The organism is Bacteroidia bacterium, assembly GCA_037045145.1.
GTDB lineage: Bacteria > Bacteroidota > Bacteroidia > AKYH767-A > OLB10 > OLB10.
In genome coordinates this window covers 1,785,066-1,806,052 of sequence record JBAOIA010000011.1, presented here as the reverse complement: position 1 = coordinate 1,806,052, position 20,987 = coordinate 1,785,066, and the positions used below count along the sequence as shown (strand labels likewise).

Sequence of the window (20,987 nt, the reverse complement as noted above, 5' to 3'; positions counted from 1 at the left end):
TTAGGATCTGATGAAAATTACGTTTTCTCTAAGTTTTTGTGTTGTTTCACTACTATTTTTCAGCAATCTGTTTGGACAAAATAATTACAGCAATCAAAATTGTGCTTTTACTCTAAATCCTAGCGATAGTATTTTTGAAAAATCTTTAGAAAAGTATAATTATTCATATATTGGTTTTATTGAATTAAATCAAGAATCAATAAACTCCAAATTTTTCAATCAAAAATTATTGACTGGCAAAGATTCTAAGTTAAAAAAAACAAATAAAGCTATTAGCAGTTTGGAATTTGAAACTGCCTCTAAAAAATTTAACTCCCTTTTTGTTCATCATAAGCAAAAAGTGTCATCTTCAATTGTCGGGTATGTAAATTTCAATACACTAAAAGCAGATGGTTACTATTCAAGAACTGCGTATAAAAAGACTTTTGTTGAAATTGGCATTATGAGTTTGGATTCTATGGACAGAATTAATTATTCTTTTCATGTATTAAATAATAAAATCAAAGCAAATGAAAGTGGTGGACTGAGTTCAGATTCATTATTCTTATTTAAAGAACAAAATTCAAAGTTTTATACAACTAATCTGCTAACCTCAAGTTCGATCAAAAAATTGTCTGAGATTGGCGCAGATTTAAATATTCGTTTATTCGACATCGTTTTACAAAATAAATTAGATTCTATTAAAAAATCTCCGGACTGGAGTTTGAAATGGTGCAATTCAATTATATATACTGAATCAAAATATTGGTTTGAATCAGACAAAAAAGAAAACTTTTATCAAAACCATTTTTTTGATACAACTTCAACTCATGATAAATTGGTTTATAAGCCAATTAGTTTTACATCAAAATTAGAACTAAAAAACAATTATTCAGATACTAAAAGTAATTTTCTCGGCTTTTTAGGCTACAACGGAATTCTAAGCAAAGTGTCTCAAAATGACATTGATTCAACATACTATATTTCAAATATCTTTTGGGGAAGTGGATTACAATATCGGAGTAAATTTGGATTATTTTATATTGGAGATTTTACTTTTCTGAGAAATCCAGATACTTACAATCATTTTAACCATTCTATATTTCTTTATTATTCCCCTATGTCAAAATGGAGAATAGACGGGAAAATTGAGTCCAAAAAACAATTGCCTTCATATATTGAAAATAGATTTTATTCAAACAATTTTATATGGCAAAATCGGTTCAGTTTAATCAACAATAAATCATTTGATTTAAATGCTTCAATTTTGGATTCAATTTTAGTTATAAAGTATTCCATTATAAATCTTAAGAATTATATTTATTTTGATTATTCAGCAAATCCAAGACAATATAATTCAGCAATCAATATTAATAGATTGGCACTTTATACAAATAATAAACTGAAGAAATTTCATATTACCAATTACTTCATCTATTCATCAATTACACATACAGATATTTATCGTCTCCCAAAAATAATTTTAGGTAGCAGTGTTAAATTTACTCAACATTTTAAGAATAATAAAATTGCAGTAAGTCCACAATTAAGCCTTAATTATTTTAGTTCATTTCACAGTTATTCTTACGAACCTGCATTCGGAAGTTTCTATTTGAAGGATGGTTATAGAAAGTCCGGCAACTATCCATTTTTAGATTTATCGTTTGATATAAAATTGCCGAATGCACTTATTGAATTAGGATGTAGTCATATAAATAACGGTCTATCAGGGCGGAATTATTTTTTAACGACAGGTTACCCTTCTCCTGGAAGAAGTATTTTCCTAAAAATAATTTGGTCGCTGGAAAATTAAACAAGGTATAAGTACACTACGGTGTTGAATCAGAAACTTGAATAATTTTTCCGTTGCACCACTTATATGCATCTAAAGCAAACCAGGATATAAATGGAACTATACTTTCTGGCGTTTGCGTTGTTGTTAATTCGGGAAATGCTTTTTTCAACATGGGCGTTTGCACGGCTCCCAATGCCAATGCATTTACTTTTATTGCATAATTCTTAAATTCTTCTGCAAGACATTCAGTTAAAATTGTCACAGCGCCTTTTGATGAACTGTATGCTGTAAGTCCAGGAAATTTAATACTCCCTCCTACTCCACCCATACTGCTGATATTTACAATATGCTTAATCTTAGATTTCATTAAGTACGGAATACAACATTTGATCATATTGGCTACGCCAAAAACATTAGTATTATAAGTATTAAGCCAATCAGACTCGGTTAATTCAGTAAAAGGTTTATTCACAAGTACTCCTGCATTATTAATTAATACATCAATATGCTTCACTTTCATTTCGCTTAATGACGTTGATATGACATTCTTATTGACTTTGTTAATATCAATTGCTAAAACTTGAATTCTTTCTGAAAACTGCTTTAGCTCCAATAACTTCTTCTTACTTCTTGAAACAGCAAGTACATTGTGATTTTGTAAAGCAAATGATTTCACCAATTCAAAACCTATTCCTGATGAAGCACCTGTGACTACGATATTCATATTATGTGCGATGTTTGAGAATTAAATTACTTTTACAAACAAAATTGAGAATAAAAATGATAAAAAAATCAATATTATACTTTTTACTGTTTTGTTTTCCGATAACATTATTAGCACAAAATGATACAATTGCGCCAATCAAAGAAAATAAATCAAAATTAAAGTCAGATAAAATACCATTTAAGGACAGAATTTATTTTGGTGGTAATCTCGGACTACAATTTGGAACTCAAACCTATATTGATATTTCTCCTTTGGTAGGTTATAAATTAACTGAAACCGTATCTGCAGGTGTTGGAATAACCTATATTTATTACAAATATAAGGACAGTTACAATACTTATAGTACAAGTATTTATGGAAGTCGAGTATTCGGACGTTACCTATTCACAAACAATTTGTTTGCTCATGCAGAAGTAGAATTATTGAACATGGAGCTTTATGATGTAAATATCAATGATTATTATAGGAAAAATATTATTTCACCATTTGTAGGAGGAGGATATATTCAACGTTTTAGCAACAATGCCGGCTTATATCTTCTACTTCTTTTTAATTTAAATGACTCTGCCGAATCTCCTTACACAAATCCTATTATTAGAATTGGATTTAATTTAGGTATTTAAAAATCAACTTAATTCTTCGTCTAAATATGCAATTAAGCTTTTGGGAAAAGTCGCAATGGTTTGACAATGTTGATGTGGTAGTTCTTGGTAGCGGAATTGTTGGTTTGCATTCAGCATATTTTATTAAGAAAAATAATCCAAGATTAAATGTCATAATCATTGAACGTGGATTCTTACCTTATGGTGCCAGCACAAGAAATGCCGGATTTGCATGCATTGGTAGTGCTTCCGAAATTTTAAATGACTTAGAAAAAGAGTCTGAAGAAAACGTTTTTCAACGTGTTGAAAAACGCTATAAGGGATTACTAGGATTAAGAGAGCTATTAGGTGATGAGAATATTGATTTTCAACAAAACTCTGGATTTGAAATCTTCACGGAGACAGATGGCAAATCGTTCCGGGAATGCGAATCTAAATTAGAATACTTAAATACACAGCTTAAATTTATAACCAAAGACAATACCTATATTTTAAGTAATGAGCGTATTGAGCAATTTGGTTTAAATAAAGTAGAAAACTTAATTCAGAATAAATTTGAAGGGCAATTAGATACCGGCAAGATGATGTATGTTTTATCTGAAAAAGTAAGATGCTTGGGAGTAAAGATTTTGAATGGACTTGAAATTAAACAGATTCATAATGAAAGCAATGGTGTAACATTAATGACATCGGAAGGGTTTCAGATAAATGCCGGAAAAGTTGTTATTTGCACTAATGGTTTTGCAAAAGAATTTTTGTCCGAATTATCAATTTCACCAGGACGGGCACAAGTGTTAATTACAGGCGAAATAAAACATCTAAAATTACATGGTAGTTTTCATTATCAGGGTGGTTTTTACTATTTCAGAAATGTAAATAACAGAGTGCTAATAGGCGGGGGAAGAAATTTAGATATTCAAGGTGAAACTACCACAAAATTTGGTTTGACACAACCCATTCAAGCGTCTATAGAAAATCTATTAAACGAAATAATTTTATCGGGTATTGAATATAAAATTGAACAACGTTGGAGTGGAATAATGGGTTTGGGAGAAAGTAAGTCCCCGATAATTCAAGAAATAAGGCCTAATATATATTGTGCCGTGAGATTAGGCGGAATGGGTGTGGCATTAGGATATTTAGTAGGAATGGAAGTTGCAGAATTAGTGAATCAAAATTACTGACAGTTATGAAGAAAGAAATTCCTTGGAAGTGTCTTTATTTTATTGTTGTAATCTTATTAATCATTCAGATTGCTTTATATTACATAATTACTAAGACATTTTCATGAGCACAATTGATTGGCTGGTTTTGGCAATAACTCTTCTGGCAATTGTTCTCTATGGCATTTACAAAAGTCGTCATAAGAAAACATTAGACAGTTATTTAATTGCTAATAGGGAATTGCCATGGTATAATGTATGTTTAAGTGTAATGGCAACTCAAGCCAGTGCTATTACATTTTTAAGTGCACCAGGTCAAGCATATAGTGATGGGATGCGTTTTGTTCAGTTTTATTTTGGGCTTCCTCTTGCAATGATTTTTTTGAGTGCGACATTTATTCCTGCATTCAGAAAGTTCAATATTTATACTGCATACGAATTTTTAGAGAGACGTTTTGACCATAAGACAAGGAAATTAACAGCACTACTTTTTTTATTGCAGCGCGGGATTTCAACTGGCATTTCCATTTATGCACCTTCAATTGTATTATCTACGGTGCTGAATATTCCAATTTTTTATACAACAATGATAATTGGGGTTCTTGTAATAATTTACACTTTCTACGGAGGGACTCTTGCTGTCTCACATTCTCAGGTATTACAGATGACAATTATTTTTTCGAGTATTATAATCGCAGGGGTTATAGTTCTTTCTTTAATAGGAACAGACGCTAGTTTGTACGAAAGTTTAAAGATTGCAGGTATTCACAACAGAATGAATATTATAGATTTTAAATTTGACTGGAACAACCGATACAATGTTTGGAGTGGTATCATAGGCGGGTTTTTTCTACAACTATCCTATTTTGGTACAGATCAATCACAAGTTGGTCGGTATTTAACAGGCAAGGATTCATCAGCAAGTAAATTAGGTTTAATAGTAAATGGGATGGTTAAAATCCCCATGCAATTCGTGATTTTATTTATTGGCATTATTGTGTTTTCATTTTATCAATTTCAACCTCCTCCTATTTTCTTTAATGAAAACATAGAAAAGATTGCCAAGGAAAGCCCTTTGGCAGATAACTACAAAATTCTAGAGCATAAGTTCAACGATATAAACCTAAGTAATTCACACTTATCAAGAGAATATATAAAATATTTACGAATTAATGATCTTACCAAAGCTGAAATCACCAAAACCAAGATCCTTCAAACTTCGAATGAAGCGAATGAAGTAAGACAGGAGGCTGTTAAAATAATTAAGACTGTCAATCCCGGGGCCGATATAAATGACACCAATTTTGTTTTTCTACATTTTGTAATGCATCATTTCCCAAAAGGTTTTATAGGATTGATTATAGCTATTATTTTTTTAGCATCAATGGGATCATTAGCAGCAGGTATTAATTCACTTACTTCAACATCTGTTGTAGATTTCTATTTCCGGTCGTCAAAAAAAGAAATTATTGAAAGCAAGAAGCTTTACTATTCTAAAATTGCAACACTACTATGGGGTGTTTTTTGCATACTCTGTGCTTTTTTTGCAGGCAATACAGGAAATCTGATTGAAGCAGTAAACATACTTGGGTCACTATTCTACGGCACTATATTAGGTATTTTCATCTCTGCAATTTTTGTAAAACATCTTAATGGAAACTCAGTTTTTATTTCAGCTTTAATTACTGAAGCCATTGTAATTGCATTCTGGTATTTTGATGTTATGGCATTTTTATGGTTAAATTTAGCAGGATGCCTTTTGGTGGTTTTTATTGCTTTGTCCATACAATTCATTACTCAAAATCTGAATAGAATATTCAACAAACCGATATCTAAGTGAAGTCAATTCGTATCTTTGGCGAACAAATATTCTCGGATTAAAATCATGCAAGAAATAACTGTTCATGAATTAAAGCAATGGCAAGATGAAGGTAAAAACTTTCAACTTATAGATATTCGTGAAGAATATGAATATGATGCTTGTAATCTTAACGGAACACTTATTCCAATGGGAGAAATCATTGACAGAATTGATGAAATTGCAAAAGACAAACCTGTTGTTTTACATTGCAGGTCGGGGTCAAGAAGTGCTGCAATTTATCAAGTACTTAACACACAATATGGCTTTACCAATATATTTAACTTAAAAGGTGGTATAAAAGCATACTCGCAAGAAATTGATTCAACACTTAACGTCATTTAAACTAAGCCTGTGGAACACATAAAATTTTTAATTGATTTTATATTACATATAGATAAACACTTGTTCGAACTGGTACAACGGTATGATACATGGATTTATCTTATACTATTTCTAATTGTTTTTGCTGAAACAGGCTTGGTTGTGACTCCACTTTTACCCGGTGACTCCTTATTGTTTGCTGCTGGAGCATTAGCTGCCCCTCCTGATAATCCACTAAATGTTTTTTATCTGATGATCATCTTCTTTTTTGCTGCTTTTGGTGGAGACAACACAAATTATTTTATCGGTAATTATATTGGCCCGAAAGTTTTTGAAAAAAATTATCGTTTTCTGAAAAAAGATTACCTGAATAGGACTCAAGAGTTTTATGAAAAACATGGCGGTAAGGCCGTTATATTTGCACGTTTTGTTCCAATTGTGCGAACCTTTGCTCCATTTGTTGCCGGTGTAGGTAGCATGACCTATAAGCGTTTTATCGGATTCAGTATTTTAGCAAGTGTTTTATGGATTAACATTTGCGTTTGGGCCGGTTATTTTTTTGGCAGATTAGATGTTGTTAAAAACAACTTCTCCTTAGTTGTAATAGCTATCATTGGAATTTCGTTAGTACCCATTTTAGTTGGTATTCTTAAACAGAAATTTTCTTCTAAATGAAAAATTTGGGATTAATTGGGTTCCCATTAGGCCATTCCTTTTCACAACAATTTTTTACTGATAAATTTAAGAAATTAAATGTAAACTGCAGTTACAATAATTACGAATTAGATGATCTTAGCCAATTAAAGAAATTAATCTTCAATTATCAACTAACAGGACTAAATGTTACTTCCCCATACAAAACAAGCATCATACCCCACCTCGACCAAGTAGAACTAACTGCACAAACTGTTGGTTCTGTCAATACAATACTGATAAAAGATAAAAAATTAATTGGTTATAATACTGATATTATAGGTTTTCAAAAAAGTCTTGAACGACTCATTGGAGATCAAATACCTCCAACCTTGATATTAGGGACCGGTGGTTCTGCAAAGGCAGTAGCATTTGTTCTCAAGCAAAAAAACATTTCATTTCAATATGTTTCAAGAAATGCTAATGAGGATGCCATTTCTTATAATCAAGCCAATGACAGAATAAGTCAAAATTTATTGATTATAAATTGTACACCAATTGGAAGGTTTCCCGATATACACCTATCACCTCCCCTGAATTATTTCAAGTTAACTGACAAGCACATTCTTTTTGACTTAAATTATAATCCTAAAATTACTGCATTTATGGCTGAGGGCATAAAAAAAGGGTGCATGGTTTGCAATGGGTATGAAATGCTTACTGAGCAAGCCGAGGCCTCCTGGGTAATCTGGAATACTTAGATATCAATACCTAATAGCCTGTTTTGCACCTTTAAACTACGTTAAAAAAGCATAGAATAAACTTTTGAATCTTAACTATCATAAGCCTATCTTTGCCTTTAAAATATCAGTTAATTATGAATAATATTTTAAAAGACAACAAAACAAAATTTATAACAATAACAATTCTGGTAGTTGCCATTTCACGCTTGTTACCTCATCCATATAATTTCACGCCAATTGGAGCTATGGCACTTTTTGGTGGCACTTTTCTCAAAGATAAGAAGATAGCGTTTGGCCTTCCTTTGGCAGCATTATTAATTTCAGATCTTTTATTGCAACTAATCAAGCCGGGCAGCGCATTTTATGAAGGATGGTTTTGGGTTTACTTAAGTTTTATTTTAATCACACCATTAGGTTTTCTACTAGGAAATAAACTAAAAGTACAGAATGTAATTGCAGCTTCGTTAATGGGATCAATACTATTCTTTGTGTTGACCAACTTTGGGGTATGGACAACAGGATTAATGTATCCACTTAACGGTGCAGGATTAATGAGTTGCTATGTTAGTGCAGTCCCATTTTTTGGAGGTACTATTATGGGTGATTTATTTTTCAATGCACTACTTTTTGGTGTATTTGCGATTGCGAAATGGAGAATGCCTTTACTCGTAAAAGAAGTTTGAAAGAAAGTTATTTAATCAATTCAAATAATATTTAATGTATTTCAACAATATACTTGAAACCATTGGTAACACGCCATTGGTTAAATTGAATTCAGTTACTAAAGATGTTCAAGCCACAGTATTAGCTAAAATTGAAACTGTGAATCCTGGCAATTCTATTAAAGACAGGATGGCACTGAAGATGATAGAAGATGCAGAAAAGAGTGGAAAGTTAAAGCCCGAAGGAACAATTATTGAAGGCACAAGCGGTAACACCGGAATGGGGTTAGCTATTGCCGCAATCGTTAAGGGATACAAATGTATATTTACAACAACTGATAAACAAAGTAAAGAAAAAGTAGATGCGTTGCGTGCTTTTGGTGCAGAAGTGATTGTTTGTCCAACCAATGTTGAACCAGAAGATCCCCGGTCCTACTACTCTGTTGCTGCCAGATTAAGTAAAGAAATTCCAAATGCGTTTTATCCAAATCAGTATGATAATTTGAGTAACCGACAAGCACATTATGAGCAAACCGGTCCGGAGATTTGGGAGCAAACGGAAGGTAAAATCACACACCTGGTAGTTGGTGCCGGAACAGGTGGCACAATAACAGGTACCGGTCGTTACTTGAAAGAAAAAAATCCAAAAATTAAAGTGTGGGCAATTGACACTTATGGCTCCGCACTTAAAAAATATCATGAAACAGGCATTTTAGATAAGAATGAAATTTACCCTTATGTTACAGAAGGAATTGGAGAAGATTTTATTCCACAGAATTATGACTTTACGGTAATAGATCATTTTGAAAAAGTTACCGATAAAGATGCTGCTTTGATGACTCGTGATTTGGTTCGCAAAGAAGGAATTTGGGTGGGCAACAGTGCGGGTTCGGCTGTTGCAGGATTGCTTCAGTTGAAAGATCAATTGAAACCGACAGATGTAGTTGTAATTATTTTTCATGATCATGGATCAAGATACATAGCAAAAATATTTAATGATGATTGGATGCGCTCTAAAGGTTATTTCGATAAGAAAGGTATGACGGCATCAGATATTATCGGATCAAAAAAAGACGTTAACTTAACTACCGTTGAGGCATCATTGCCAATTGGTGACACATTAAAAATCATCAACACAAACAATTTCTCACAACTTCCAGTTACGCGTGAAGGAAGAATTGTTGGAAATATTACCGAGAATCATATTTATTCGTCTTTATTAAAAAATCCTGAGCTAAAGAATAAGCCGGTGAGTGATATTATGCAAGAAGCTATGCCATTTATTGATATCAGTACTTCAATTGACACGTTAAGTGACCTGCTTAGCAAAAACAATCAGGCAGTTATTGTAAAAGATTTTAAAGCTGACAGAAACTACATTGTAACCAGGCAAGATGTAGTTGATGCATTGGCCTAAATTCAATATTTAACAGAATATGTCATTCGGCATTTGTGAAATGAGTCTTGTTCCTATGAGGAAGGAGCCTTCGCACAGAAGTGAGTTGGTTTCACAAATACTTTTTGGAGAGCATTACGAAATTGTAGAATCGCAAAAAGAGTGGTTTAAGATTAGAACTTCTCATGATGGTTATGAAGGTTTCATTTCTTTAGCTCAACATACAGAAATCAGCTATAACGATTTTCAATTTCTGCAAAAAACCGGAGCATTTGTTTGCTTTGATTTGGTGCAACTATTATTACACGATAATAAAATTCAGACTGTAATTTTAGGCAGTGCCTTGCCCTTTTTTGAAAACCAGCATTGCAGAATTAATACAAAAACATATAGGTTTGATGGTAATGCAAAGTTTCCTCAAAAAGCAGCTTCTTCAGCATTACTAATTGAAAACGCATACATGTATCTCAATGCACCTTACTTATGGGGAGGAAGATCACCATTTGGCGTAGATTGTTCCGGATTTACGCAGTTGGTATATAAACTGTCAGGATATTCACTTCTACGCGATGCTTCTTTACAAGCTGAACAGGGAAGTATTGTAAACCTAGTTGATGAGGCCATGCCAGGCGATTTAGCCTTTTTTGATAATGAAGAAGGTCATATTATTCACGTTGGCATATTAACTTCTCGTGATACCATTATACATGCATCAGGAAAAGTTCGTATTGATGCATTTGATCAAGTTGGTATTTACAATCAGGAAACCAAACGATATACCCATAAACTCAGGTTGATAAAAAGAATATTTTAATATAATCCATGAATAATCCGCAGTTAAAAGCCTCAGAGGAATTTCCTGCCTCGGTAAACGAGCTTTATGATGATGAGGGTGAATTGGTGATGATCCTTTATACTCACGAACTGGTTGATTTACCCGAAGGCTTATGGCTGTCAACAGAAGGATATTATGAAGCTGTTATCAAAAAAAGTGAAATACAAATTGAAGATGCGTTGTTTTGCATCAGTGAACTCAATGCTATTACAGGAATACAATATGAACTTGCTTTAAGTTAGGTTTGTAATATCCGATTCAAGTTTTGCTGTAATAAAATATTATTTTCAGTTTTTAAAGCTGAGAAATTCAACTTCATCTCAATTGCTTTTTGAATGTCAAGATTATTTTGAGTTTGCATCATGAAAATTTTGTTATCATCAAGATATGAAGCAAGATATTCTTGCTCTGTCTGGCCAGGAGTCGGTATCAATAACGCTTTTACTCCTAATTGTGCCAGATCCATTATTGTAGAATAACCAGACCTTGCAATCACTAATGTTGTTGTGCTTAAGTATTTAACAATTTCTTCTGCTGTTACATAGTTTTTAAACTGCACCATTCCCCTATCCGGTATTTCATTAGGGTCAGAAATTTTTCCGCGAATTAATAAAGAACGACAACGGATTTTTGTCAATTGTTCAATAATCATACCTTCAAATATTGTTCGCTGTGGTTCCGGTCCTGACAGGATTGCAACTAAATCAAATTTACTATCATTTGAAATATTAGAAAATTGAAAAGTGGAGAGCAATCCACAATTAAATTGAGGGATTTTAATATATTTATTTACGGATAAAACTCCTGACAACTTAAATCCTTGTCCAACATCAGGAATCCAACATTCGTGAAAACGATTTATATATTTTGCATGGAGTCTGTTGATTGAAGGTTGCAAAAACTGTAATGATTCGGATGCCTGTATCATCAGTTGATGTGATAAAAAAATGTTCTTTGTGAAATCTGTGAAACATCCATACCTATTATCAGAAATAATAATCTCCGACTTATATTTTAAAGCAATCTTCCTTATTACCGACTGTTCATTTCTAATATTGAGAAGCATTTTGGGTGCTTGTTTGAGCATTGCCCAAGCCATATTTCCAGTTGTTGGATAAACTGGACTATAGGAAGGCAAAACTTCTGAATGCAAAAAAGGGAACTGTTTCTTTAATACATTTAAGCTATTTCCATCAGAAGCAATAATTACTTTGCAACCGGCAGCTATAAGACTATTAATAACAGTTATACTTCTTGTTGCGTGACCCAGTCCCCAGTTTAAGGGAGCTACAATGACCGTTTTGCTCATCTTTTGTTTCAGAAAAAATCAACTAACTAATCCAATGCATGCTTATTAAACAAAATATAGCCAATGTGGAAAAGCACAGTAAATGACTTTGTTTTTCTGTCGTAATAATTTAGAGTCATTGCTACTGGACCTACTGGACTATGGAATATTCCAGAAAATGAGGCAATAAAATAACGTGCAGAGAAGGCATCGCCAAAAACTGCTTTTTCATTATCATTCTTTGTAACTACCTGAAGTGGTTGAAATGCATAACCCTCTAACCGAAAATCAATATTCGAGCGTAAACTAAATATATTACGAACACCACAACCGAAATAATTTGGTGCATGAAAATTGTCAAGAAACAAAGTTTTACTTTCCTGAGTGGGATAAAATCCGGGCATTTGCAAGATAGTTGCAGTATAGTTATTAAAAAATGGTTGACCGGAAAAATTTGTTTCGGCATAAAAACCGAGTTTATACTTTCCTGCTCTGAAAAAATAATTATCGTAAATCATTTTAACCTGCCACCATTGATGCCACTCTTTAATGGTTGGAGCATTGCTATGTAAAGTTCCGGGATTGGTAACTTCATTGCCGGAGACAAAACGTGTGCGAATAGATAAAAAAGAGCCTTTTGATGCGTACATCTTCCGATTTAAAGTATTCCTCTCAAAGCCAACAACACAACTCAATCCTTCGAACCGGGTAAAGTCTGCCGTATCATTGACAGAAAAATTTCTGGTTTGGTAATACCTGTCTTTAATATTAAAGAAATTTCCACCGACTGTCAGCACTCCTTTATTCCGTGCAGGCATACCTAAATTCAAACCATAGGATTGATCTGTTACTAACAAATATGCAGGCTTGATATCATCTTTGAAAAAATTACTACTCTTAAAATAATCCATCCTATTGATTGTTGTAAACGGCTCGATAAAAAAATCAGGTCTCCCGGGTATATCAAGTCTTAACTTTAACTGGCCGGAATTATAAAGCTTGCCGAAATAGGTGTTGGCATGAATACTTAAACTATATGGACCAAGAATATTATACCGAAATCCAATAAATCCTTCACTAATTGGTCGGGAAGAAAAATTTCCTCCTATGTCAACACGCAAATCTGTTTCCGGTTTAATATATACTTCAAGATTGTAAACTTCTGTTTTAGGATCATAAACCAATTTAGGAAAAGCATATCTGATATTCTCATCAGCCAAAAGTCTAAAATAACGGGGTTTGAGTTGACGCAGTAACATATTACTTCCCCGTGGATTTAAAATTGATTTAATATATTTTGCTTTTTGTGAATTTACGCCTGTAACTACAATATCACCAACAATTAAGGGATGTAGTTTACTTATAAAGCTATCTCGTTTTTGATTTAAAACTTCGGGTGAAATTCTTCTGGCAATAGCAAGTTTAATATCATCCATCCGTGCCATCGTAGCCTGATAACCGCTATCAATTAATGATTGAAAATTATAAAAGTCAAACACTCCAAAATTGGTAACATCAGGTTGAATTAATATATCATCAGTTCCCGGCAACACAACATGCTGCGACTGAATTATCATTGTTCTGAGCTGTGAAAACATATTGTCCTCTTTCGGAATATCGGGACCACCACCTACTGAGACACCAATCATAATATCTGGCTCAAACTCATTGAGCATAACATCTGATGGGAAATTATTATAAATACCCCCATCGTAGTAAAGCTGATTATCGGCTGTCATTGGTGAGAGATAAAGCGGATAGGCAATAGAGGCTCTTATTGCCTGACTAAGATCGCCACAATTAAAAATTACAGGGCGTTTATTTTTGATGTCTGAGGCAACACAACGAAAAGGAACAAATAGATTATTAAAATCGTAATCGGCACCGGCACTTGCGGCTGAATGATTTTCGAGCAGAGCAAAGTCTATTTGGCCACTATTGACCAACGACCCATTAAGATTCATTCTTAAAGTCGAATCATAGCTAAGTTTAACAGTTGCCCATGATGCATCCCTTTCGCGTTCCTTGAAATAATATATAAGTTCATCACTTAAAGTACCTGTTGCCCAATTTTTAAAATCGTCACTTAAAACGATATTCTCCATTTGTTGTGGACTGGTACCAGAAACATACATGCCACCAACCAGTGCACCCGCAGATGTTCCGGTAATAAAATCTATAGGGATTCCATTCTCCTCAAGTGCTTTTATCACACCAATATGCGCAAACCCTCTTGCACCACCTCCGCTTAATACCAAGCCAACTTTTTGTGCAAACAAAAAATTTACATTCAACAAACTAATTATAGATAACAATTTTATCCACTTCTGCATCATTGTGCAAAGGTATTATTCTGATACATTAGAATTGTTATCGCACAACTGATGAAAGTAATCAGCAGCTTTAACCATTCGACTGCCATACCATGCAAAAAACTCTCCGTCAACCAATAAAATTTCAGCTTTAGGGCAAATATTTTTGAATTCCTGAATGTGTCTTGCTTTAAAAGGATAAGGCTCCGATGAAAGAAGTATTACTTCCGGATTCAATTCTGCAATTTTTTTCTCCGACAGTTCCGGATATCGTTTATGATAGTACATCAGGTTATCAAATCCGGCTTTATTCATCATGTCATTAATAAACGTATCGCCACCGGCACACATATAAGGGTTTCTCCAAATAAAATATAATGCGCGTCTGGCAACATGCTTCTTATTCTTTTCTGTAATTGCTTTAAATTTTTCAGCAATCTGATTATTTATTTCAGAAGCACGCTCTTGACAGTTAGTCATCACACCTATGTTATAAATCATATCCAATGCTTCGTGCAGATTACTCACATCACTTAACCAAACCGGAAATTTCTCTCTGAGGCGCTCAATAGCATCGCGATTGTTTTCTTCTTTATTTGCTATAATAAGATCAGGATTCAATTGGTTGACTAATTCATGATTTATTGATTTTGTTCCTCCTACTCGCGGTACAGATAAAAAAAGTTCGGGTGGATAAATGCAATATTTTGTAATACCAACTATTCTATCTTGCAATCCTAAATCTGCCAGCAATTCTGTTTGTGATGGAACCAGGGAAACTATTCTTTGAGGAGGTGCTTCCAATTTTATTTCAAATCCTGTTTGATCAATATACTTAAACATGTCAGGTAAAATTAAGCATAAAAAAAGCCGGTATTACCCGGCTTTGACATATTTTTTGAACCAATACTACTTCATTAATTCTCCCATCATGTTCATTTTTTGCTTTGGCATAAGTGTTATTCCTGATGATGTATGTCCTTCTTCATCAATTGTTACACCAGTTTCCAGTTTCATAGCCTTCTGGACAGGCGTAAAAATACCATTAGTTACAATTTGAAGCTTTCCATCTTTTAATTCAAGATGTTCTTCAACTGCCTTGGGAACAAGAACGTTGTTGAATGTAAAAATTTCTCCCTGTTGCAGCTGTGCTGTTTTTCCATCGGGATATTTTATCATTCCTCTTTGATTAATGGATGCACCATTATCAAGTTCTTGATCGCTTTCCAGAAAATTAACTGTGTTGCCTTTGATATAATAGACAAGGCCATTTCGAATAAAGAATCCTGATTCTGTTGATTTTTTTTCAGTCTGTTGACCGAATGACACCATTGTGCAGAGAATTACTGCCAAACAAACTGTTGAACTTAATAATAATTTTTTCATTGATTGATATATTTTTAATTAAGTAAAAATACAATAAAGAAAGGACTTTAACAACTCTTTATTTTTTAGGATCATAAATTACATTATTGCCACGTTGCTTACCTGAATATAACTTGTGTCTGGTGGCAGGTTTTTCATTGGCAGCACCGGCAGCGGCATCACCTTCTGGTGCAACTGCCGTTGAATCGGGTAAAGCCTCCGAAGCTGCTGTGGAGTCTTCTGTGCTTTCAGTTGATTCTGTAGGCGGTGGGGTTGTTTGTTCTGTTTCAGGTGTTGTAGTTGACTGTGAAAATGCTACAGTTGAGATAATAAGCATTGCACTAAGAGCAGACAAGCGTTTAACTAACTTTTTCATTTTATTTTATTGTATTATATTATTTTTTTCCAAAATTAGTAATCAAAACGATGATTTGACATGCATATTTTATTTTTATTGTAATCTTATGTTGATAAACCATTAATTCATGAGAACAGAAATCATCTCTTATTGGAATTCATCTTTATACTTAGGATTAATAAAAAAGGGAAACAACTATTATGTTGTTCCCCTCTAACCTAAAAACAATAAACCCTCCACAAATGTAGGAGAATAGCGTTTTGAGGATCAGATTGTTAATAACTTTTTATTTACCCATTTTCTTAACATCGGCAATCAATTTTTCATTCATTTTAATGTAGCTGTTATCGCTGCTTTCTTTAGCTAAAGCCAGACTTTGTTCTGCTGCCTTGGTTGCTTCAGGGTAATTTTTCAATTTATATTCAATTTTTGCTTTTGTGTGTAAAACCCAATATGCCTTAGGGTTGTTTTCCACAGCTTTGTTTATCCACTCCTGTGCCTTATTCAAGTCTTTATCATTTTCATAATAATAGTTTGCTGCCTGAAAATAGGGCTTGTTGTCACCCATAGCCTTATCTATTTGCTTCATAACATTTTCGTCAATATTGGTAGTTACCGGAATACTCACCTTTGTTTTGTCCCACAGCAAATCAATACTGCATGAAGTTGGTGTAATGTTATTAATATTGATAGTGAAAGTTTCCATCTTATCGGCTGTGGCCATTGGCTTCACTTTAAAACGCATCATTTCGTCTTCTTTCTTATAGTCACCTACATTGCCTCCGAGAGTTAAGTCTTTATAAAAAATAATTTCCCAATCAGTTGTATTTGGTATTGTATAAAGCGCATAAGTACCGGGAGCAATATCATTACCATTTATTTTGGTATCAGCACCAAATGTTACTTTGGTTGATTGGTTGGCCCCTGTTCTCCAGATTTTCCCATAAGGAACAAGATCGCCAAAAACGGTTCTTCCTTTGACTGATGGCCGGCTGTATTCGACTTTTATTTCACCAAGACCAAATGCCTGTGTCAGACTTTGAGTCGGACTTGGTTGTGGCGTTTTTAGCTGCGCCATTGAAGTTGTTGTTGTGGCAATGATAAGTGCCATTAACGATGATGTGAATTTTTGCATAATAATTAAATTTGATTTTGAATTTTATATATAAACATAACAACCCGACAAATAACATTTAGTTTTTACCGGGTTTAAAAAGTTTGCATCTGAAATTGAATAAATTAAATATTAAGTTCCTTAAAGGTATTACCCTCCTGTAATTTTCCTGTCTGAAAGCCTTTTTTAAACCAAAACATTCTCTGTTCTGAAGTGCCGTGTGTAAAAGCATCCGGCACGACATATCCTTGTGACTTTTTCTGAATCTTGTCATCACCTACAGCACTTGCTGCGCTTAATGCTTCTTCAATATCACCATCTTCTAAAACATTGTTTAATTTTTGATTTTGATTTGCCCAAACACCAGCATAAAAATCAGCTTGCAATTCTAAAGCAACAGACAACTTATTTGCTTCTGTTTCTGATAATTGGTTTTGCATTTCATGCACTTTATCTGATGTGCCTAATAAATGTTGAACATGATGACCTACTTCGTGAGCCAAAACATAAGCGATGGCAAAATCGCCACCCTGAGCACCAAACCTACTCTTCAACTCATCAAAAAAAGATAAATCAATATAAACTTTTTCATCAGCAGGACAATAGAACGGCCCAACCGCAGAACTTGCATTGCCACAACCAGACTGTGTGACATCTCTGAAAAGCACCAATTTAGGTTCTCTATATTCAAGTTTATTTTCCTGAAAAATTTTCTTCCAGATATCTTCGTTATCTGCTAATGCTACTTTTATAAAGCTTGCCATTTCATCATCGGCAGCTGATGGTTCCTGAGATGTTGTTTGAGTTGCTGCCTGTTGCTGTATTTGTTGCAACAACTGATTTGGATCGCCACCCATTAATAAGTTGATGACTATTATAATTATTCCAACCAGTCCACCCCCTAAAGCTATTTTACCTCCTGAAAACTTTCTACGATCTTCAACATTGTCGCTTTCGCGCCTACCCATCCATTTCATAATTTCTGTTTTACATAGCAAATAAAGCAATTATTTGGCAAATACAGTTCGGTGACCTTAATAAATTGAAAGTGATTATATTTGAAGTTTCAAAGCGACCTCATCATGCAAAATAATTGTAAATTAATTATAGCATTTATTTTTCTATTCAGCACAGTTTCTGCTCAGGAAAATCTTCCAAACTATATGACTAAAAAAGAAGTGTTGCAGATGCCGTCATATCTTCAACATTTTTCTAATCAATTAAAAAACAATCAGGCTGCAGTTCCACCATCATCACCAGTTCGCACTATGGCTGAATGGGAAGAATTACAAGGTATATTAATTGGTTGGACAAGTTACCCTTCTATTTTGCGTGAAATTGTTCGTGCCGCTAAAGCAGAATGTCGTGTTTATATTGTAACCAATAATCAACAAAGTGTAATCAACTATTTAAACAGCGGCAATGTAGATACCGTAAATGTGAGCTTTGTGAATACGCCTTTTAATTCGGTATGGTCCCGTGATTACGGTCCATGGAGTGCTTATACTAATGATGTTGATACATTAGTAACTATAGACTGGATTTACAATCGCCCTCGCCCTGATGATGATAATGTTCCTGTAGCAATTGCAGGAATTTTAAACACTCCCTTATATGAAACTACTATGCCGCCATACAGTTTGGTTCACACCGGTGGAAACTTTATGTGTGATGGATTCGGAACAGGGTTTTCGAGTAATTTGATATTAAATGAGAATCCATCATTAACAGAAAGCCAGATTGATACCATCATGAAACAATTTATGGGAATTTCAAGATACATTAAAATGCCTACGTTACCCTACGATGGTATCCATCATATTGACATGCACATGAAACTTTTAAATGAAGAAACTATTTTAATGGGGCAATATCCTCAAGGTGTTGCTGATGGTCCACAGATTGAAGCTAACCTATTATATGTTGTTAATAATTTCAATTCAATATTTGGTACACCATATAAAGTAATTCGCATTCCGATGCCTGCTGATAATGGCGCTTATCCCAATACAACAGGAGATTATTATACATACACGAATTCATCATTCATCAATAACACCATTATTGTTCCTACCTACAATATTTCGCAAGACAGTGCTGCATTACGTATTTACAAAGATGCATTACCAGGTTATAATGTTATTGGCATAAACTCACTTCAAAGTATTGGAGCATTAGGAGCATTGCATTGTATCACTAAAGATTTAGGCACCAACGATCCACTTCTGATTTCGCATCAGCAATTAGCCAACACCTATGACACTATTAATCCTTATTCTGTAGTTGCACTAATAAAACATCGTAGTGGAATACAATCTGCAACTTTATATTACAGAACAGACACGTTGCAGCCTTATAATTCTGTTTCTATGACTGCTATAGCAGGGATGAATGATTACTTTGAAACCTACATACCAGCTCAGTCTGGTGGAAGTAGAGTTTATTATTATATTGAAGCATACTCCAGCACATGCAAACATCAGATACGACCAATGCCTGCACCTCAGGGATATTTTTATTTTGATGTATTACAAACAACAAATATTGATGCTATAGACAATCCAATCACAATTAGTAATATTTTTCCAAATCCTGCATCGGCAATTACATGCCTCCCCTATTCTGGTCGCATCGGAACAATACTTTCTATTAAAATCTGCGATGTTAATGGAAAGTTGGTTTATGAATCACAAAATACTGCAAAATCAAATGGTCAAAACTTCGCATTTTTTGATGTCAGTAAATTTATGCCGGGAATATATTTCTTAAAATCAGAAACCAAGAACTCAATTAATATTCAAAAAATTTTGGTAAAATAATTTTTTGACACACATTATTTTATTGATTACTTAAACTATTTTTTAAGTACTATCTTCCTCGTAGTCATCAATTGTCTGGTATTATCAAAAAACTGAATGGTATAAATTCCATTGCTGAAGTTTCTTAAATCCAAAGTTAATTCTTTAACCTCTGAAACATCAGTAACAATTTTTCCATACATATCAGATACTACCATTGCTGCTACCCTTTCATTATGAACAACAATATTTACCTGCCCATCTGATGGGTTTGGATAAACAGAACACAAACCTGCTGAAATATCAACAATACCAACTGTGCCAATGGTCATTCTTATATCGCTTAAAACATTTGTTGCACTCAGGTTTGGGCCCCATGCCATTGGACTTGTTCCATAATATCTTCTTGCTCTATTTGGAGTAACAGATGTATAATACCAACGAGGCGAAACCGGTGTGCCTGCAATTGCAGTTTGTGTATGCTTAAAAACCAGCACACTAAAGTTGGAAGTATTGCTATAGACAAAAGGGGTATTAAGTGTCACTTCGCGCCATCCAGCACCGCCATTGTTCGGAAAAACACCATCATAAACTCTCGTATATCCTGCAGTATCAATAGTACCTGAAGTCATGGAAACAAGTGCGGTTTGTTTCATGAATATACTCACACTATCAAAGGGCAGTGTATCTGTCCCATCAACACGGTTAAACCCAAAAGAAGAAATTGCACCGGAATAACCTATTTCAGATGAAAGATAAATAGCTTCATAGCCTACACACTCATAAGATTTGACTATCGGACTAAAGGCAGATACAAGACTTGATGTACCAACAACAACAGTTTGTGTCTGCGCATTTAGAATACTCAACGAGCATAAGGAAACAGACAGAAACAAAACAACTTTTAAGTAGATTTTTTTCATCAAAAAACATTTTTATATTTTACGAATATACAGCTAATTATTAATGTTCTAAAATTTATTTATAAAATTTTGAAAGCGTATTGATAGTTTTCTATTCAATACCTTCTTTTGC

Annotated in this window: 21 protein-coding genes; 12 read left to right on the top strand and 9 right to left on the bottom strand. The window is 33.8% G+C overall.

Features of this window, described 5'->3' with window-relative positions:
* Positions 1–10 precede the first annotated feature (10 nt).
* Positions 11–1,792 (top strand): putative porin, encoded by a 1,782-nt coding sequence (locus V9G42_08565; GenBank protein ID MEI2759466.1) that lies wholly within the window; start codon positions 11–13, stop codon positions 1,790–1,792.
* A 16-nt stretch (positions 1,793–1,808) separates the two neighbouring features.
* Here V9G42_08565 and V9G42_08560 read toward each other — a convergent pair whose 3' ends face one another.
* Positions 1,809–2,498: an SDR family oxidoreductase gene (locus tag V9G42_08560; protein MEI2759465.1), complete on the bottom strand. Its 690-nt coding sequence runs from the start codon at positions 2,496–2,498 to the stop codon at positions 1,809–1,811.
* Between the two features lie 56 nt (positions 2,499–2,554).
* Between V9G42_08560 and V9G42_08555 the strand changes: the two genes are divergently transcribed.
* The 10 genes from V9G42_08555 (at position 2,555) to V9G42_08510 (ending at position 10,959) form a co-directional block, all read left to right on the top strand.
* Positions 2,555–3,124: a hypothetical protein gene (locus tag V9G42_08555; protein MEI2759464.1), complete on the top strand. Its 570-nt coding sequence runs from the start codon at positions 2,555–2,557 to the stop codon at positions 3,122–3,124.
* Positions 3,125–3,150: 26 nt separating this feature from the next.
* Complete coding sequence (locus V9G42_08550; protein MEI2759463.1) at positions 3,151–4,287, top strand: FAD-dependent oxidoreductase; 1,137 nt, start codon at positions 3,151–3,153, stop codon at positions 4,285–4,287.
* 103 nt (positions 4,288–4,390) lie between these two features.
* Positions 4,391–6,106 (top strand): sodium:solute symporter, encoded by a 1,716-nt coding sequence (locus tag V9G42_08545; protein ID MEI2759462.1) that lies wholly within the window; start codon positions 4,391–4,393, stop codon positions 6,104–6,106.
* Between the two features lie 45 nt (positions 6,107–6,151).
* On the top strand, positions 6,152–6,469 hold the full coding sequence (locus V9G42_08540) for a rhodanese-like domain-containing protein (GenBank protein MEI2759461.1): 318 nt from the start codon (positions 6,152–6,154) through the stop codon (positions 6,467–6,469).
* Positions 6,470–6,478: 9 nt separating this feature from the next.
* Positions 6,479–7,123 carry a DedA family protein gene (locus V9G42_08535; protein ID MEI2759460.1) on the top strand — a complete coding sequence of 215 codons (645 nt, stop codon included), beginning with the start codon at positions 6,479–6,481 and terminating at the stop codon, positions 7,121–7,123.
* Positions 7,120–7,842, top strand: a complete 723-nt coding sequence (locus V9G42_08530) for a shikimate dehydrogenase (GenBank protein ID MEI2759459.1) — start codon at positions 7,120–7,122, stop codon at positions 7,840–7,842. The genes V9G42_08535 and V9G42_08530 overlap by 4 nt, the downstream gene beginning before the upstream one ends.
* A 116-nt stretch (positions 7,843–7,958) precedes the next feature.
* The gene (locus tag V9G42_08525; protein MEI2759458.1) at positions 7,959–8,507 is read left to right on the top strand and encodes a DUF6580 family putative transport protein; all 549 of its coding nucleotides are present in this window, start codon (positions 7,959–7,961) and stop codon (positions 8,505–8,507) included.
* A 34-nt stretch (positions 8,508–8,541) separates the two neighbouring features.
* Positions 8,542–9,903: a pyridoxal-phosphate dependent enzyme gene (locus V9G42_08520; protein MEI2759457.1), complete on the top strand. Its 1,362-nt coding sequence runs from the start codon at positions 8,542–8,544 to the stop codon at positions 9,901–9,903.
* A 19-nt stretch (positions 9,904–9,922) separates the two neighbouring features.
* The gene (locus tag V9G42_08515) at positions 9,923–10,696 is read left to right on the top strand and encodes a C40 family peptidase (GenBank protein MEI2759456.1); all 774 of its coding nucleotides are present in this window, start codon (positions 9,923–9,925) and stop codon (positions 10,694–10,696) included.
* Between the two features lie 8 nt (positions 10,697–10,704).
* The gene (locus tag V9G42_08510) at positions 10,705–10,959 is read left to right on the top strand and encodes a hypothetical protein (protein MEI2759455.1); all 255 of its coding nucleotides are present in this window, start codon (positions 10,705–10,707) and stop codon (positions 10,957–10,959) included.
* Here V9G42_08510 and V9G42_08505 read toward each other — a convergent pair.
* From V9G42_08505 to V9G42_08475, 7 genes are all read right to left on the bottom strand, one after another.
* Positions 10,956–12,026, bottom strand: coding sequence for a glycosyltransferase (locus V9G42_08505; protein MEI2759454.1), 1,071 nt, complete (start codon positions 12,024–12,026; stop codon positions 10,956–10,958). The two genes, V9G42_08510 and V9G42_08505, sit on opposite strands and share 4 nt — an antisense overlap.
* A 26-nt stretch (positions 12,027–12,052) precedes the next feature.
* Positions 12,053–14,341: a patatin-like phospholipase family protein gene (locus V9G42_08500; GenBank protein ID MEI2759453.1), complete on the bottom strand. Its 2,289-nt coding sequence runs from the start codon at positions 14,339–14,341 to the stop codon at positions 12,053–12,055.
* A gap of 12 nt (positions 14,342–14,353) precedes the next feature.
* A complete protein-coding gene (locus V9G42_08495; protein ID MEI2759452.1) occupies positions 14,354–15,160 on the bottom strand; it encodes a helical backbone metal receptor in 807 nt (268 codons plus the stop codon).
* Between the two features lie 66 nt (positions 15,161–15,226).
* Positions 15,227–15,703: a DUF6799 domain-containing protein gene (locus tag V9G42_08490; protein ID MEI2759451.1), complete on the bottom strand. Its 477-nt coding sequence runs from the start codon at positions 15,701–15,703 to the stop codon at positions 15,227–15,229.
* 58 nt (positions 15,704–15,761) lie between these two features.
* Positions 15,762–16,058: a hypothetical protein gene (locus V9G42_08485; GenBank protein MEI2759450.1), complete on the bottom strand. Its 297-nt coding sequence runs from the start codon at positions 16,056–16,058 to the stop codon at positions 15,762–15,764.
* Positions 16,059–16,326: 268 nt separating this feature from the next.
* A complete protein-coding gene (locus tag V9G42_08480) occupies positions 16,327–17,175 on the bottom strand; it encodes a DUF2911 domain-containing protein (protein ID MEI2759449.1) in 849 nt (282 codons plus the stop codon).
* Between the two features lie 104 nt (positions 17,176–17,279).
* Entirely contained in the window at positions 17,280–18,131 is an 852-nt protein-coding gene (locus tag V9G42_08475) for a neutral zinc metallopeptidase (GenBank protein ID MEI2759448.1), read from the bottom strand.
* 105 nt (positions 18,132–18,236) lie between these two features.
* On the opposite strand from V9G42_08475, the gene V9G42_08470 reads away from it, so the two are divergent.
* Positions 18,237–19,973 (top strand): agmatine deiminase family protein, encoded by a 1,737-nt coding sequence (locus V9G42_08470; protein MEI2759447.1) that lies wholly within the window; start codon positions 18,237–18,239, stop codon positions 19,971–19,973.
* A gap of 35 nt (positions 19,974–20,008) precedes the next feature.
* On the opposite strand, the gene V9G42_08465 is transcribed toward V9G42_08470, so the two are convergent.
* Positions 20,009–20,875: a T9SS type A sorting domain-containing protein gene (locus V9G42_08465; protein MEI2759446.1), complete on the bottom strand. Its 867-nt coding sequence runs from the start codon at positions 20,873–20,875 to the stop codon at positions 20,009–20,011.
* Positions 20,876–20,987: the final 112 nt, after the last annotated feature.